Here is a 13,917-nt window from a genome sequence, read left to right as displayed (position 1 = left end):
CGGCATGACGGTCATCTGGACACAGGGGCGCATGGTCGCGCCCGGCGAGGCCGCGCTCAGCGCGGTGGACCACGGCATCACGGTCGGCGACGGCGTCTTCGAGACCTGCGCCGTGCTGAACGGGCACGCGTTCGCGCTGACGCGCCACCTGGCGCGCCTGGAACGGTCGGCCTCCGGCATGGGCATGGGACCCCTGGACCTGCGCACGGTGCGCGACGGCGTGGACGCGGTCCTCGCCGCCTCGCCGGACGCCGGCCGGCTGCGCATCACGGTGACCGACGGCATCGGGCCGCTCGGCTCCGGCCGTTCGGACGGGCCGCAGACGGTGGTGGTGGCGGCGACCGAGGCCGTCGTCGTGCACACCGGCCGGGCCGCCCGCTCCCCCTGGACGCGCAACGAGAACAGCGCCGTCGCGGGCCTGAAGACGACGTCGTACGCCGAGAACGTGGTGGCCCTGGCGGACGCGATCGGCAAGGGCGCCGACGAGTCGGTGTTCGCGAACACCGCGGGCGACCTGTGCGAGGGCACCGGCTCGAACGTGTTCCTGGAGCTGGACGGCGAGCTGGTCACTCCCCCGCTCAGCGTGGGCTGCCTGGCCGGCATCACGCGCGAGCTGCTGCTCGAGTGGGGCGCCGAGGCGGGCCTGCCCGTGCGCGAGGCCAAGGAGGGCGAGCTGCCGTTCTCGGCGCTCGACCGGGTGTCCGCCGGCGAGGCACGGATGCTGCTGACCGGGTCGGTGCGCAACGTGCAGCCGACGGTCTGGCTCGACGGCGTGGACCTGCAGATCGGCGAGCTGTCGGCCGCCGCGCGGGACCTCTTCGAGCGGAACATGCGGGAGCGGACCGACCCCTGACGCGGTTCCTGCTCGGCCCGGCGATTCGGATTTCGCATCCGCGCTCGAACCAGGCTAATATCGTCCACGCACGCCCTACCGGGCAGGCAGCACGGGCGATTGGCGCAGGGGTAGCGCGCTTCGTTCACACCGAAGAGGTCACTGGTTCGATCCCAGTATCGCCCACCGTGCAGAAAGGCCCCCCGACCAGCGGAAACGCTGATCGGGGGGCCTCTTGTTTGACTCTAGAGCACAAGGGCGGACTGCTGCTGCAGTACTAACTGCAGCACTATGCCTCACGGCCCCAGACCTCAGGTACAACAGAGCGGCCCAGCGCCGAAACTCTCTCATCACGTGCCGAGACGACGGAGCACCAGGAAGGCACGGTCCACCTAGACCCACCGTGTGGACAAATAGCCCGGCTGCACGGACACGCCTCGCTGGCGAGGCAGGCAACCCCCGAAGCGGCTGGCACATTCTCCACTACAGGTCGCGGTCAGGCCGGTCCGCACCGTCGACATAGCTCACGCCTTCGAGGCGTCCTGTCGCCTCTCGAAAGTCCTTGGCGGCCGTATGGATGTCGACCTCAACACCGTACTGCGCCGCCAAATCTCGCGCGAACACCACATCATCATGCACAACCGGTGGTGCGAAATAGATGCTGACCGCATCAGCGCGCCTAATCTGAGACATCAAAGTGCTAGGCGGATCGCGCCGAATCATGCGCCGATGGAAGGCATCGGAGAATTTGTTGGCGGGTGTGCCATCGTATTTGCCAGGGGTTGGCGCGGCAACATATTTCGCCTCCTCACGCAACACGGAAGACCAGTCGCGATCCAGCCTGTCCTGCATCTGCATGAACTGGCTCACGAGCACATCCACCTTCGCCTCGAGCGGCGACTCACCCGCATTCGGCTCGGACGCGGTGATACTGAGGCCAAACTGCTTCCAGAGCGGATTCTCACCGCCGCAACTACGAAAACTATCCTCGATATGTTGCGCGAGGTCCGTTTGCTGTCGGTCATTCTCCCAAAGAGGCAACTTAGAATCGTACTCGAACGTGTTGATCCCCGATATGTCGAACGGGAGCGCCGTGTGCTCGTCACACACCAGAGCGATCGGCTTATTTATCGAGGTGCGAACACCCAACTCAAAGAACACATTCGGGTTGTGGCTACTAAGATCCACGAGGACCAAATCAGCAGTACTTAGATTACGAATTATCTCGCCGTGGATCAAGTTCGCACCGATGACCCTCGGTCTAATCGGCTCAAAACCTGCCTGCCTTATTGCTTTCTCAAAGAAACTGCCCATTACGTGCGCCCAGTGGTTCTGATCTCCGCCATAAACCGCAACTTCGTCGTGACGAGTAGTGATCGGCATGGCTATGAAACAGGTCGGCTTCACATCAGACTCGGGCATCTCTCCAGTATGTCAGTGTGTTCACTCCCCGAGGCCGTCCACATGGGGTGAGATTCGAACAGTGAGGCCCTGCTGATTCGTGACGCGCGAGACCCGCCGACCGACAGGAGCGCCGACCGAAGGATCTCGCGCGTCAGAACCGAGTGCTTACTATCCTCCTCCGCTACGCTCGCGTGCCGCCTCCCGCCTCCCCAACGGTGAAGAGTGGGTCCATGTGCCAGTCCGGCGCGATGTCTTCATGAGAGAAGACTTGGTCCATGGCTGTCGCCGTTGTCTCGATCACTGGGCGCAGTTCGTGGCGATAGATCCTCTCCAGGACCGCTGTGCCGGAGTGACCAAGCACGCGGGCGATCTCCTCGTTCGCGATTCCATGGGCAGACATCAGCGAGGTAAAGGAGTGCCGCAGTTCCCTTGGGACCCACTCAGCCGGGTTGATGCCAGGCACGAGACCCAGCGCGTGACGGAATGACCGTCGCACGTTGGCGGCGTCCAGGCCCGTGCCCAGCGTGGTCGTAAAGACGAGTCCCGACTCTGTCCACTTCCCGGCGGCCTTGACTCGATCTGCGTCCTGCCTCGCCTTGTGCCGGTGAAGCACGCCCGCAACTAGAGCCGATATGCCGAGGGTCCGCCTAGACAGCTCGGTCTTCGTGTCGCCGGACTTCCGCACAGAACGCCACACGGATATCGAGGCAGGTTCGCCATTCAGGTCGATCTGCTCCCAGCGCAGCGCCCGCATCTCCTCGGTGCGGACGCCGGTAAGCAGCGACACCACGATGTAGGCATACATCCGGTGCGTCTTGGTCAACCTGAGGATGCCGAGCGCCTGTTCCTTGGTCAGTGCCCGCGAGGGCCGCCCCGCCCTCCCCCGCGGTACCTCAGCCAGCTCTACGACGTTCCGCTCAGCAAGGTCTCGTGCCATTGCTCGCCGCACAGCCGTGTTTAGGCACCACTTGATATCACCAATAGTTCGCGTCGAGTGGGTCGTCGTGAAGGTCTTCAGAAACTTCTCGACGTCCGTCGTCTTCAAGTCGCGGAGCTTGATTGGGCCCAATGCATTCAGCACATGCCGCGACAAGTAGTCGTGTCTGGCGTAGGTGTCGGGATCTGCATCACCGTGCCCATACTCCAGCCAGTCGGTGATCGCGTTCCGCACGGTGTACTTCTCTGCGTCGTCGACGAGACCCTTCTTGTATGCGTCGGCGCGCTTCCGCGCGGCCTTCAGTGCGGCCGTCCGGCTTGTGCCCGAACCGGACTTGCGCTTCCCCGACGTCGAATCAACGACAACGGTCGCGATCCACCGGTTGCGCTTCTCGTTGAAGTACACACCGTCCTCCCCCTGGGAACGGCGTGTCTTCGTCTCGGTGCTCTCGCTCACGCTGCACCCTCCAGGGCCTTGACGTACTCAACGACCGCGGCGACGGGCACGCGCCGCCGCCCGCCGATCTTGACGGTGCGCAGCTCGTTGTCGCGGATCAATTCGTAGACCTGCGTGCGGGAGAGTCGGAGCGCTTCGGCGGCTTCCTCGACGCGATACAGCAGTGGCGTAACGGCGGTGACGGTGGGTTCGGTCGCGGTGTAGACCGGCGGTGTGGCGGTTGCCATGACGGCGTCTCCCTAGTTCGTGCGGCGGTGTGCTTCGTGCGGTGTTGGTGGCTGCCCGAGGGGTGAGGGGTGACAGTTGTCACCCCTCAATGTCACCCCTAGAAACAGGCCTTGACCTGGAGTTTTAGGGGTGACGGTGAGGGGTGACGGTTTGTCACCCCTCACGCCTCGGGATCACTGCCTGCGGCGCAGCCGGGTGCGGGGCTGCCCGTGGTAGACGTCGTCGTTGCGCTCGACCAGGCCACGGCGGATCAGGTCGTCCGTGGCAGCCTCGAAGTAGTCCCGCAGGGCCGGTCCCAGGGCGCGACGAACGGTGGTCGCGGAGACGGGTTCGGTGTCGAGCTTGGACAGGATCTTGCGGGCGGTGCGCTCGACGGCGGCGGTGTCGTGGTGCTCGTCGAACGCCGCCCGCGCCTCGGCCCGAGCACGCACGGCCTGGGCGGCGTCAGCACGCAGAGCGTCACGCATCCGGGTGCGGGTGTGGTCAGAGACAGTCATGACGTAGTCGGCCAGCTGCCAGTCCGACTCGGTGACGTCGGTGCGGCGGGCCAGCAGCGCCAGTAGCGCGGCGACCTTGAGCCGGACCAGGGACTGCTGCCCGTTGTCGTCGGTGATCTGCTCCCGGAGCCGGGCCAGGCGCTCGGCCCGCAGGACGGCCCGGACCGACTCGGCCACGTTCAGGTGGGTACGGGCGTGCTGCGTCGCCAGGACCGGGCTGGACCAGGACAGCGGCTCGGGGGCGGGTGGGGCGACGTCGGGAGCGCCGGGGTCGGTGGCGGGCAGCCACAGGAACCGCTGCGGGGTGCCCCCGGCGGCGTCGTCGAGCAGCGGCCCGGCCTTGAGCGGCTGCACACCCGCCACGATCGCGGCGCGGTAGGCGTGGGAGGGCACGATCTTGCGTCGGGTCGGGTCGGAGTTCTGGAAGCCCAGGCCCTCCCCGGAGAACATCTTGCGGACCTCGGACGACAGGGTCGATGCCTTGCGCCCGACCAGGGCCGTGAGGGTGTCGACCTCGGGCACGTCGAACCACACGGAGTGGATCGCGGGGGTGTCCTCGCCCTCGCTGTCGGTGTCGATGAACATGTGGGAGATGCCCTCCCCGGACCCGAGGGGACGTTCCACGATCAGGCGCCCGGCCCCGGGCTGGATGTCCAGCACGCCCCGCGCGGCGGCCGTGGCGACGCCCTTGCCGACGCCGGACGGGCCGACCAGGCCCACGAACACGTTCAGGGAAGCCACGGCCTGGGAGTCGTTGCCCAGGGGCGGCAGGACGACCGAGGGCGGCACGGACAGCGAGACACGGGCCAGGACGCAGCCCAGGACGGCCCAGGGCGAGGCGACGGCGGCGCGGGCGTACTGGCGCACGGCGGCCAGCTCGGGGCGCGCCTCCCAGAACACCGACTCCGGGTCCAGGTCGCCCGGCTCGGTGGTGTGCAGGTCAGGGGTCAGGGCAGTCATCAGGCCACCGCCTTCCAGCCAGCGGGGTTGGCGGCGGCCATGAGCTGAGTGCCGATGTGCTCGGTGTAGGCAGGCGGGACGGACTCGAACAGGCCCGACCAGGTCATGTCGTGCTCGATCCCCAGAAGCGCCTTCACGACGTCCTTGCTGCGGGGCACGTACCCGCCCTTACGCACGTACTTCGCCTCGTACTTATCCCGCCGCGCACCGCCATACGCCCCGGCCACCCACAGGTGCGCCGAGTGGTCGCACGGACGCGGTGCGGTGAGCGCGGTGTTGGTCTCGAACAGGCGCAGCCGCTGCAGGTGGATGGTCACGCCGTCGGTGTCGAGCGTGGACAGGTCGAACATGCAGCCGCACAGGCCGACCGGGTCGACCATCTCGGGTGCGGCGTCCTTGACGTTCTCGATCACGTACGGCAGGCCCGTGAGGATCACGAGCGCGCGGACGTCGGGGATGAGCTTGGGCCAGGCGGTGACCTTGCCCGCGTTGCCCCGCGAGTAGCCCTGGCACGGGGGGCTCGCGTGGATGGCGTCGAAGTCCGCGAGGCCTAGCAGTTCGACGGTGCCGTCGGGGTGGGTGAACGGCAGGCGGTGCCCCGCCAGCAGCAGGCGGAGCGCGGTGAGGGCGTCCATGCGCAGGAACGGGAACGGGTAGCGCGGCTGGGCGGTCAGGTCGATGCCGTAGACGTCGTAGCCGGCGCGGTGGTAGCCGGTCCCGGCGCCGCCCTGGCAGCAGAACAGGTCCAGCACACGCGGCCTACGAGCGATCGTCAGGGTGCTCATCGGGTGACCTCCTCTGTGTGGATGCGGCGCCAGGTGGCGAGGGTGGTGCCGTCGTCGTCGGTCATCGCAGCAGTCCCGTCGACCACCTCCTCGGCGAGCCAGGCGACGTCGGACACGGTCCGGGCGCAGGGTCGTTCGAGTCGCGGGAAGATCCAGCGCCAGGTGATGCGGCGCATGACGAACGTGTCCAGGTCCACGACGGCGAGCTGTTCGCCGTGGGGGTTGGTCTCGGCGCGTACGGGGTAGGTCCCGGCCTGGGCTTCGGAGACCTCGAAGCGGCGGGCCTGTCCGTCCTGGGCGGGCCAGTAGCACCAGCTCGTGTGCGTGCGGTGGACGTCCAGGACGAACGCCTCGACGTCGCGGGCGGGCAGTGCCGGCAGAGCGGCCGGGCGGCGGGTGGTGGGTCGCATGGTGGTGTCTCCCTGGTGGTCAGGCGGCGTGACGGACGGCGTGCAGGGCGGCCGGTGCGGGCCAGGTGGCGAGGCAGTCGGCGGGCGTCGGCATGGGCTTGGCCTCGCCCCACGGACGGCGGGACACGGGCGGGAAGCTGTTGCGGCGACTCCACTCCAGAGCGGCGGCGTACTTGGCCGACGCGTCGCGGTCGGCCCGGATACGGCCCTCGGGGATGCCGTCGGCGTGCCCGGCGTCGTACCCCTCGGCGTGCCCGGCCCTGCGGCCGTCGTGCCACCCGTTGGCGTGGCCGGTGGTGTAGCCGTGCAGCCATGCAGCGATGACCTGGCGGGAGTAGGTGCGGTTCATGGCGGGGTCCCTTCCTGGTGCGAGCTGGCGGGGTGGTGCTGCCCGGCCCGTGGGCCGGGCAGCGGGTGGTCAGGCGTCCAGGACCTCGCGCAGCAGCGCGACGTGTGCGGGGAAGATCCCGCTGGCCAGGACGCTCGTGAGCTCGGCGTAGGAGTCGGCGGGGTACCACCCGGCGTAGCGGGCGTCGTCCAGGCCCTGGACCTCGGGCAGCGGCAGGCAGTGCATGGTCAGGACGGCGGGGACGGTGACCATCCACGCGTTGGCCCCGGCACGCGGGTCCGGCACCGCGCGTCCGGGCAGCATGTGGAACTCACCCGGGTACCGGACCAGCCCGGTCTCTTCCGCGAGCTCGCGGGCGGTGGCGGTGGACGGGGTCTCGCCGGGGTCGAGCATCCCGCCGGGCAGCGCCCACCCGTGCCCGTCGGCCCGCTCGACCAACAGGACACGGCGGCGGTTGTTGATGTCGAACGCGAGAACCACGGCGTCGGCGGCCACGGCCTCGCCCCAGTGCCACAGGCCGTTACGCCCCTCGGGCAGGCCGTTGGTGATCGGGTTGACCGGCAGGCCGTTCACGACGTCGAACGGGACGACGGCGCGGGCCTGGCGCTCGGCCCAGTCGATGTCGCGGGGGTTGGTGGCGTCGGGGCCGTCGGAGGTGGTGGTGTTGAACAGCGTCGCGGTGGACATCAGTGGTTCCCCTTCGGTGGTGGTGCGGCTGGTTTTTGGCATGGGCCGAGCTAGGGGCCTGGCGGCGCGGGTGGTAGCGGTAGCGGGTCGCCGGTCCCTTGGCGGGTGCTCGAAAGCGGGGTTTTCGGGGGTTGCAGGGGGTGGGCCGTTCGGCCGCTACCTCCGCTACAACCGTTGGAATTACTGGGTTTCTAGGTGGTAGCGGGGGCGCTACCGGTAGCGGGGGTGGTCGCTACTGGGTAGCGGCCCCTCACGCCGTCGGGCCGGACCCGTCGCGGTCGTTGCCCGCTACCCCCTCCCCCTCCTCGTCCTCGTCGCTCTCGGTGGGGAGGGGAGTGGTCATGAGCACGATGATCAGGCCGATCAGGGAGGCCATGAACGCGGCGTGCACCAGCAGGTAGGCGACCACTCCCGCGTCTCGGGCGGACCCGGAGAACGCTCCGGTGATCAGGGCGACCAGAGCGCACGCGGTGACCCACAGCAGGCGGGCCCCCGGGGTGAGGTTGGTGGTCATGGTCAGTTCACCTCCGCGAGCCCTCGCGGGCGTCGGCCAGCAGGCGACGCGCGGTCCGGTCGGTCACCTCGTGCCCGTGGGCAGCAAGAGCAGACAGGGCGTCGCGGGCGGTTGCGGCCGGGGTCTCGGACAGGAGCCCGGACACGATGTCCAGGCGGACGGCCCGGTCACTGTTCGCGGGTCCGGCCGGGCGGACGGTCCGGCGCGGCTTGGGCCGGACAGTGGCCCGGACACGCGGGGTGTCCGGTCCGGCTGCCGGGACGGCGGACAGCCGGACAGTGCTCGTTGTCGTGTCCGTGTCGCTGTCCGGCTCGCTGTCCGTGGTGATGTCCGTCAGCTCCGCCCGGACAGCGGAGGCGGCCTGGTCGGTGTAGTCCGGCCCGGACACCGGGCCGGTGGTGAGGTGTCCGGCGACGCGGTTGTTGGCCTCGACGTGCAGGCGGGCCACGTCGGTCACGGCGTCCGCGACGGCGGACAGGGAGTCCATCCACTCTGCGGTCCGGGTGCGCATCTCGGCCGGGGGCACGGACTTGAGCGCGACGGCGCGAGCCTGACGGCGGCGGGCCTCTGCCTTGGCGATGTTGCGGCGGGCGGCGGGGGTGCCGTCGTCGGTGGCGTGCGCCCGGACAGCGTCCTCCGTGGTCAGGAACAGGGCGTGCATCCGCATGGACTGCCGGATGCCGGACCAGGTCGCGCCGGACGCGAGGTGCCGGTCACCGATCAGGGCGAGGTGCCACATCAGGGCGGCCAGCAGGGGCACGATGAACCGGAACAGGACGGCCCCGGCGGGGTGGTCGAGGTAGACCTCATGGACGGCGGCGAACACCCCGGACGCGGACGACAGCGCCCACGTCAGGGACAGCAGGACCCCGCCGGGCCGGTTGTCCCGGGCAGCCTCACGGGCCAGCAGGGCGACGGTGACCAGGGAGAGCTCGAACACCCCGGCGGTGGTGTACGCGGTGGCCGGGTCCATGCCCAGGACGTCACGGCCGAAGCCGACCATGGCGAGGTAGGCAGACACGGTGGAGATGAGGGCGACGGAGACAGCTCCGGCCAGGACCAGGCGGCGCGAACCGCTGGCAGGGGTGGTGTGTGTGGTGCTCATGGGTCAGTCCTCCTTCTCGTCGTTCACGAGCTCGGGCGTGATGCCCAGGGCGGCGGTGATGTCGGCGTAGACGGGGCCGCGCCAGTTGTGGCGCACGCCGTCGGTGCCGACCTTGTTGACCTGGGCGGTGTCCACGTCGCGGGCCTTGAGGGCGTCGGAGACCTGTTCCGGCTTCCACCCCTCGTACAGGTCCGGCTTGTGCTCCGCGAGCAGCGGCGCGAGCTCGGCGCACCACGCCTTGGGCAGCGGCTTTCCGTTGCGCTTGGGCCAGACGGCGTGGACGTGGTCGAGGATTGAGGTGGTGTCGGTGTCTGCCTCGATCTCGCCAGCGGCGAGGCCGGTGAGGTATCCGGCGGTGACCTTGGCGGCCAGGGCGCGGGCTACGACCTTCTTGGCGGTGGCGGCGTCGATGAACGCGGTACGGGTGATGCGCGGCGAGTCACCCTCACCGACCAACCACCCCACACCCTTGTCCTGGGCGAACGAGAACGTGGTGGCGTTGACGCCGGAGTGGTACATGCCGGTGCCGAGCACCATGTCGTTCTCGGTGTGACCGGTGACCTTGAGGCAGTACCGCAGCACGGCGTTCGAGCTGATCCCGCGCGGGATCGAGGACACGTCCACGCGCTGGGTGGCGTTCCACGCCATGATCCCGACGGCCGGGCCGCGCTTGACCAGGTCGGTCATGGCGTCGGCGAACCAGTCGCCGTGCTCCTTGTGCTCGTAGAGCTTCTGGCACTCGTCGATGCCGATGAAGATCGGGTGCAGCCGCAGGGACTTGCGCGACGCGAGCTGGTCGGTGACCTTGCCCTCGGGGCAGATGTCCTCGGGCAGCTCCTTGATGACCTTGTACCGGCGGCGCATCTCGGCCAGCAGGCCCTTGAGGTCGGCCAGGATCGCGGCGATGTCCTCGGCGTCCTCACCGGAGCGGTAGAAGTGGGCGACCTTCTCGAACATCCGGAAGTCCGCACCGCCCTTGAGGTCGGCCAGGTGCACCTCGCAACGCGGGTCGAGGGCGGCGTTCAGGGCCAGCACGCGCAGGGTGAAGCTCTTGCCCATGCGGGGCACGGCACCGATCAGCCCGGAGGCGAACATGAGGGTCGCGGACACCGACCGGCCGCGCTGGTCGACGCCGAGCGGTACGGGCTCGAACAGGTTGGTCGCACCGGCCGTGAGCAGGGGCCACTTGGGGGTGTTGTGCGGTCCCATGGCCTCGTCGTTGACGTACAGGACCAGGCGGGCGGCGTGCTTGCGGTGGTCCGGCTCCGGCCAGACCTGCGCGATGTCCCGGCGCATCGTGGCGGCGATCTCCTCGCGCTTGGCGCACACCGCCGACGCGGTAGCACCGGCCGGGAGGTCGATGTCCGCACGGAACCCCTCACCGTCACGCACCAGGGCAGCGAAGTGGATCGCCTTGCGCCGCGAGCGGGCAATGCGGGCCTGGCGGGCAGACTCGGACTCGTGCCGCAGGTGGTCACGCCGCATGGCGCGCTCGGCGGCCTCCTGCTCCTCCTTGAGCGCCTGGTTGATCGCGGTCACGCCGAGCTTGGACAGGGCCAGCGTGATCAGGTCGGCCGTCAGGCGCGGCACCTCGCCGTCGTCGCCGTGGTGGTCAACCACGCGGTGGACCTCGTCCGAGCCGACCCACCCGAGCAGCAGCACCAGGGCGGAGCCAGCAAGGTAAAGGTGGTTCGGCTCGACCATGAGCACAGCCGCGGTGACGCCACCCGCGACGGCCAGCAGGGCGAGCAGGGTGAGGCCGAAGCGGCGGCCCGTGCGGGTGCGGTGGTCCTCCCGCATCTTGAGGTACGCGCCGCTGTCGCGGGTGGCGGCCATGACAGCCTCACGGGCCTCGGTGTTCGCGGTGTCGCGCACCCACCCGACCACGGCCCGCAGGACACGGAACAGGCCGACCGGGGCACGCCAGACCAGGCGCAGCACGTACAGCGGCAGGCGCAGCAGGTGGAACGCGAGCGTTGAGGCCACCGTGGTCACGGCCCACTTGATCGTGGCGGCGAACGCACGCGGGTCCCGCCACCAGCCCGGCAGGATCGGCCGTGCGCTGGCCTGGGGACGCTTGGCCTGGCGGTGCTCGATCACCTCGGGCTCACGCTCGGCAACCTCGTTTGCCGGCACGGGCGCAGGGGCCACAATCTCACCGTCGAGGACCGACCCGTTCGCGTCGTCCTCGTCCAGCTCGGTCTCGTTCAGGCCGCGTGCGCGGCGGGCGTCGGTCAGGCTCACCACCTCACCGGCAGGCTCGGTGTCGTTGTCGGGGCCGTTGAGCATGGCCTCCAGCTCGGCGTCGCTGGGGCGGTTGTTCTCGTGTCCGTTCATCAGTTGCCTCCGATCGAGTCGAACGGTGCTACGACCAGCAGCACCCCGGTAGCGACGCACAGCGCCACGTCCCACACGCTCAGCGAGCCCCACCGGACCCGGACGATCACGACGCACACAGCCAGCAGGAACAGCGGGATCAGGACCTCCATCAGGCCGCGCCACCCCGCAACGTCCGCACGGCCGGGCGGATGACCACACGACGAAGCCCCGTCGTCTGCGGGGCACCCGCAACGAACGCGGGGGCCGTGGACGTGGCGCGGTTCGTGGTCGTCTCGACGGCGGTCCGCATGACGACGTTCAGGGCGGCCACGGCCCGGCGGTGGGCCTTGACCGCGACCTCGTCCGGCGAGATAGCCAGGCGGCACTCGGCATCCACCACGGCCACCTCCGCCGCAATGACCGGCTCCTCGGCGGCGATGGCCGCGAGCTCGGTGAACGTGGGCTCGTCGTCATCGAACGCGGCAAGTGCGGTGTAGGTGCTCATCAGTTCTCTCCCGTAGTGGTGGTGCCGCCCTGGGCGGCGATCGCGGCGTTGTGGACCTGGCGAACTCGCTTGCGCATCTGCCCGACCTCGGCACGCATGCGCGCCACGGTCCGGACCTCGTCGACCAGGCCAGAGACAGCAAGCAGCCGCCCGGCCCTGGTCAGGCCCTCGGACAGCGCGAGAAGCAGCCGCCTCGCGGCTGCCAGATCCTCAGTCCTCTGCGTCATTGCTCGACCCCTCGGTGCCTTTGGCCTGACCGCCCCTCGGTCTGGCTGGTGTGGGTCGAACCTAACCCGCAGTTTTTCTGCGTGTCAACAGCAGAACACATTTTTTCTGCGACCGGTAGGATGTTGCTACCTACAGTGGTTCTGAGACAGGAGTGCACATGACTGGGCAGTTCGGGCTTTCGGTCCGCTTCACGCTGAAGGAAGGGGCCGCAGAGGCGTTTGACGCGCTCGTGGCCAAGACACTGGCTGGAATCCGGGCCTCAGAGCCCGGCACGCTGGTCTACGTGAACCACCTCGTTGAGGGGCAGCCGGACCAGCGGATCTTCTACGAGCTCTACCGGGACCGGGCCGCGTTCGACGAGCACGAGCGCCAGCCGCACACCCGCAAGTTCCTTGCGGGCCGTGAGGCACTGGTCGATGACGTCGAGGTCGACTGGCTGACCGCAGTCGACGGAAAGGGGTACGCACAGGGTGAGTGATCAGAAGATCTTCGGAGCGCGCGTCGCAGCGCTGCGCAAGGAGCGCAAGCTCTCGCAGAAAGACCTCGGCGCCGAACTCGGCCGGTCCGAGTCCTGGGTGTCTCAGGTCGAACGTGGGGTGCTGCCGGTAGACCGGCTGTCCACGCTCCAGACGTTGGCGGACGCCCTTGAGGTCTCTGTGCTGGACCTGCGTTCGGATGCCGTCGAACCAACCGAAGACGGACCGGCCGAACCAGGTAGCGACCTAGATGGCATCCGCCTGGCGCTGACCGGCTACCCAGGGATAGCAACCCTGCTGGACGACTCGGCACCGGCCGATGAGCGGCCAATCGACGAGTTGCGTGAGCACGTTGACCGGCTGTGGGAGCTGGCCCACGCCTCGGCGTTCAGCGAGATTGGGGAGGAGCTCGTCACGCTCATTCCGATGCTCGAACGCCGTGTGCGACGGAGTGCCGCGACGGATGCCGAGCACGAGGTTCTCGCCCAGGTCTACCAAGTCACCGCTGCCGTGCTGGCGCGGCAGGACGAGGCGGACGCGGCGTGGGTGGCGTCCGACCGCGCAATTGCCGCTGCTGGGCGGTCTGGGCAGCCGCTGGAGGTGGTGGCTGGCACGTTTCGTCTGGCCCACACGTTTCTGCGCGTTCAGCGGCCGGAGCAGGCCGAATATGCCGCGTCCGAGGCGATCCGGGCGCTTCAACCGAAGCTCGACGACGGTTCGCTGAGCACGGAGGGCAAGTCGCTCTACGGCGCCTTGCAGCTCGTCCGAGCTGTCATCAGTTCACGGGAGGGAGACAGGAGCGCCACACACAGGTGGCTCGACCAAGCCCGCGCCGTCGCCGAGGACGTCGGCCCCGGCCGAAGCGACTTCGGAACCGAGTTCGGCCCGGCCAACGTGGAGATTCACGCGGTCACCGCCTCGGTAGACCTGGGCGATGCCGGGATGGCGCTGGACCTGGCCGAGCAGATCGACACCAGTCAGCTCTCAGCGGAGCGTCGGAGCCGGCTCCTCCTGGACAAGGCACGCGCCTACACACAGAGACGGCAAGTTGGCGAGGCCGTGGCTGCACTACTCGAAGCCGAGGAGTTAGCCCCTGAGCAAGTCCGAACCCACCCACTGGCCCGTAAAGCCATCCGAGAACTGATGCAGGTGAGCCGTCGAACTCCGGTTGATCTTCAGGAGCTCGCCCAGCGAGCGACTGTTGCTTAGCGGACTTCCACATCTG

Annotated in this window: 17 protein-coding genes and 1 tRNA gene; 4 read left to right on the top strand and 14 right to left on the bottom strand. The window is 68.8% G+C overall.

Going from position 1 to position 13,917, the window contains the following annotated elements; genetic code table 11:
• The first annotated feature begins 4 nt into the window (after positions 1-4).
• Both ACIPN7_RS21250 and ACIPN7_RS21245 read left to right on the top strand, forming a co-directional pair.
• Positions 5-853 (top strand): aminotransferase class IV, encoded by an 849-nt coding sequence (locus ACIPN7_RS21250; protein ID WP_400546863.1) that lies wholly within the window; start codon positions 5-7, stop codon positions 851-853.
• 93 nt (positions 854-946) lie between these two features.
• Positions 947-1,018 (top strand) — tRNA-Val (locus tag ACIPN7_RS21245).
• Positions 1,019-1,315: 297 nt separating this feature from the next.
• Here the strand turns inward: ACIPN7_RS21245 and ACIPN7_RS21240 are convergent.
• The 14 genes from ACIPN7_RS21240 to ACIPN7_RS21175 all read right to left on the bottom strand — a co-directional run bounded on the left by ACIPN7_RS21240 (position 1,316) and on the right by ACIPN7_RS21175 (position 12,215).
• Positions 1,316-2,254 (bottom strand): hypothetical protein, encoded by a 939-nt coding sequence (locus ACIPN7_RS21240; protein WP_400546860.1) that lies wholly within the window; start codon positions 2,252-2,254, stop codon positions 1,316-1,318.
• A gap of 163 nt (positions 2,255-2,417) precedes the next feature.
• Complete coding sequence (gene xerC / locus ACIPN7_RS21235) at positions 2,418-3,629, bottom strand: tyrosine recombinase XerC (RefSeq protein WP_400546857.1); 1,212 nt, start codon at positions 3,627-3,629, stop codon at positions 2,418-2,420.
• A complete protein-coding gene (locus ACIPN7_RS21230) occupies positions 3,626-3,856 on the bottom strand; it encodes a helix-turn-helix domain-containing protein (RefSeq protein ID WP_400546854.1) in 231 nt (76 codons plus the stop codon). Before ACIPN7_RS21230 ends, xerC begins: the two co-directional genes overlap by 4 nt.
• 174 nt (positions 3,857-4,030) lie before the next feature.
• Positions 4,031-5,314, bottom strand: a complete 1,284-nt coding sequence (locus tag ACIPN7_RS21225; RefSeq protein ID WP_400546851.1) for a hypothetical protein — start codon at positions 5,312-5,314, stop codon at positions 4,031-4,033.
• A complete protein-coding gene (locus tag ACIPN7_RS21220) occupies positions 5,314-6,099 on the bottom strand; it encodes a hypothetical protein (RefSeq protein ID WP_400546848.1) in 786 nt (261 codons plus the stop codon). The genes ACIPN7_RS21225 and ACIPN7_RS21220 overlap by 1 nt, the downstream gene beginning before the upstream one ends.
• The gene (locus ACIPN7_RS21215) at positions 6,096-6,509 is read right to left on the bottom strand and encodes a hypothetical protein (protein WP_400546845.1); all 414 of its coding nucleotides are present in this window, start codon (positions 6,507-6,509) and stop codon (positions 6,096-6,098) included. The genes ACIPN7_RS21220 and ACIPN7_RS21215 overlap by 4 nt, the downstream gene beginning before the upstream one ends.
• 19 nt (positions 6,510-6,528) lie before the next feature.
• Positions 6,529-6,858 (bottom strand): hypothetical protein, encoded by a 330-nt coding sequence (locus ACIPN7_RS21210; RefSeq protein WP_400546842.1) that lies wholly within the window; start codon positions 6,856-6,858, stop codon positions 6,529-6,531.
• Positions 6,859-6,927: 69 nt separating this feature from the next.
• Positions 6,928-7,545 carry an NUDIX domain-containing protein gene (locus ACIPN7_RS21205; protein ID WP_400546839.1) on the bottom strand — a complete coding sequence of 206 codons (618 nt, stop codon included), beginning with the start codon at positions 7,543-7,545 and terminating at the stop codon, positions 6,928-6,930.
• Positions 7,546-7,795: 250 nt separating this feature from the next.
• Entirely contained in the window at positions 7,796-8,059 is a 264-nt protein-coding gene (locus tag ACIPN7_RS21200) for a hypothetical protein (protein ID WP_400546836.1), read from the bottom strand.
• Positions 8,060-8,066: 7 nt separating this feature from the next.
• Positions 8,067-9,164, bottom strand: a complete 1,098-nt coding sequence (locus tag ACIPN7_RS21195; protein WP_400546833.1) for a hypothetical protein — start codon at positions 9,162-9,164, stop codon at positions 8,067-8,069.
• A gap of 3 nt (positions 9,165-9,167) precedes the next feature.
• A complete protein-coding gene (locus ACIPN7_RS21190; RefSeq protein WP_400546830.1) occupies positions 9,168-11,501 on the bottom strand; it encodes an FtsK/SpoIIIE domain-containing protein in 2,334 nt (777 codons plus the stop codon).
• Positions 11,501-11,653 carry a hypothetical protein gene (locus tag ACIPN7_RS21185; protein WP_400546827.1) on the bottom strand — a complete coding sequence of 51 codons (153 nt, stop codon included), beginning with the start codon at positions 11,651-11,653 and terminating at the stop codon, positions 11,501-11,503. The genes ACIPN7_RS21190 and ACIPN7_RS21185 overlap by 1 nt, the downstream gene beginning before the upstream one ends.
• Positions 11,653-11,988, bottom strand: coding sequence for a DUF6284 family protein (locus tag ACIPN7_RS21180; RefSeq protein WP_400546824.1), 336 nt, complete (start codon positions 11,986-11,988; stop codon positions 11,653-11,655). The genes ACIPN7_RS21185 and ACIPN7_RS21180 overlap by 1 nt, the downstream gene beginning before the upstream one ends.
• Positions 11,988-12,215 (bottom strand): hypothetical protein, encoded by a 228-nt coding sequence (locus ACIPN7_RS21175; RefSeq protein ID WP_400546821.1) that lies wholly within the window; start codon positions 12,213-12,215, stop codon positions 11,988-11,990. Before ACIPN7_RS21175 ends, ACIPN7_RS21180 begins: the two co-directional genes overlap by 1 nt.
• 158 nt (positions 12,216-12,373) lie before the next feature.
• Between ACIPN7_RS21175 and ACIPN7_RS21170 the strand changes: the two genes are divergently transcribed.
• Complete coding sequence (locus tag ACIPN7_RS21170; RefSeq protein ID WP_400546819.1) at positions 12,374-12,694, top strand: putative quinol monooxygenase; 321 nt, start codon at positions 12,374-12,376, stop codon at positions 12,692-12,694.
• A complete protein-coding gene (locus ACIPN7_RS21165) occupies positions 12,687-13,901 on the top strand; it encodes a helix-turn-helix domain-containing protein (RefSeq protein WP_400546817.1) in 1,215 nt (404 codons plus the stop codon). The genes ACIPN7_RS21170 and ACIPN7_RS21165 overlap by 8 nt, the downstream gene beginning before the upstream one ends.
• Positions 13,902-13,917 lie beyond the last annotated feature (16 nt).

Origin of the sequence: Promicromonospora sp. NPDC090134 (assembly GCF_044746965.1) — a bacterium.
Lineage (GTDB): Bacteria > Actinomycetota > Actinomycetes > Actinomycetales > Cellulomonadaceae > Promicromonospora.
This window is presented reverse-complemented; position numbering and strand designations above follow the sequence as displayed.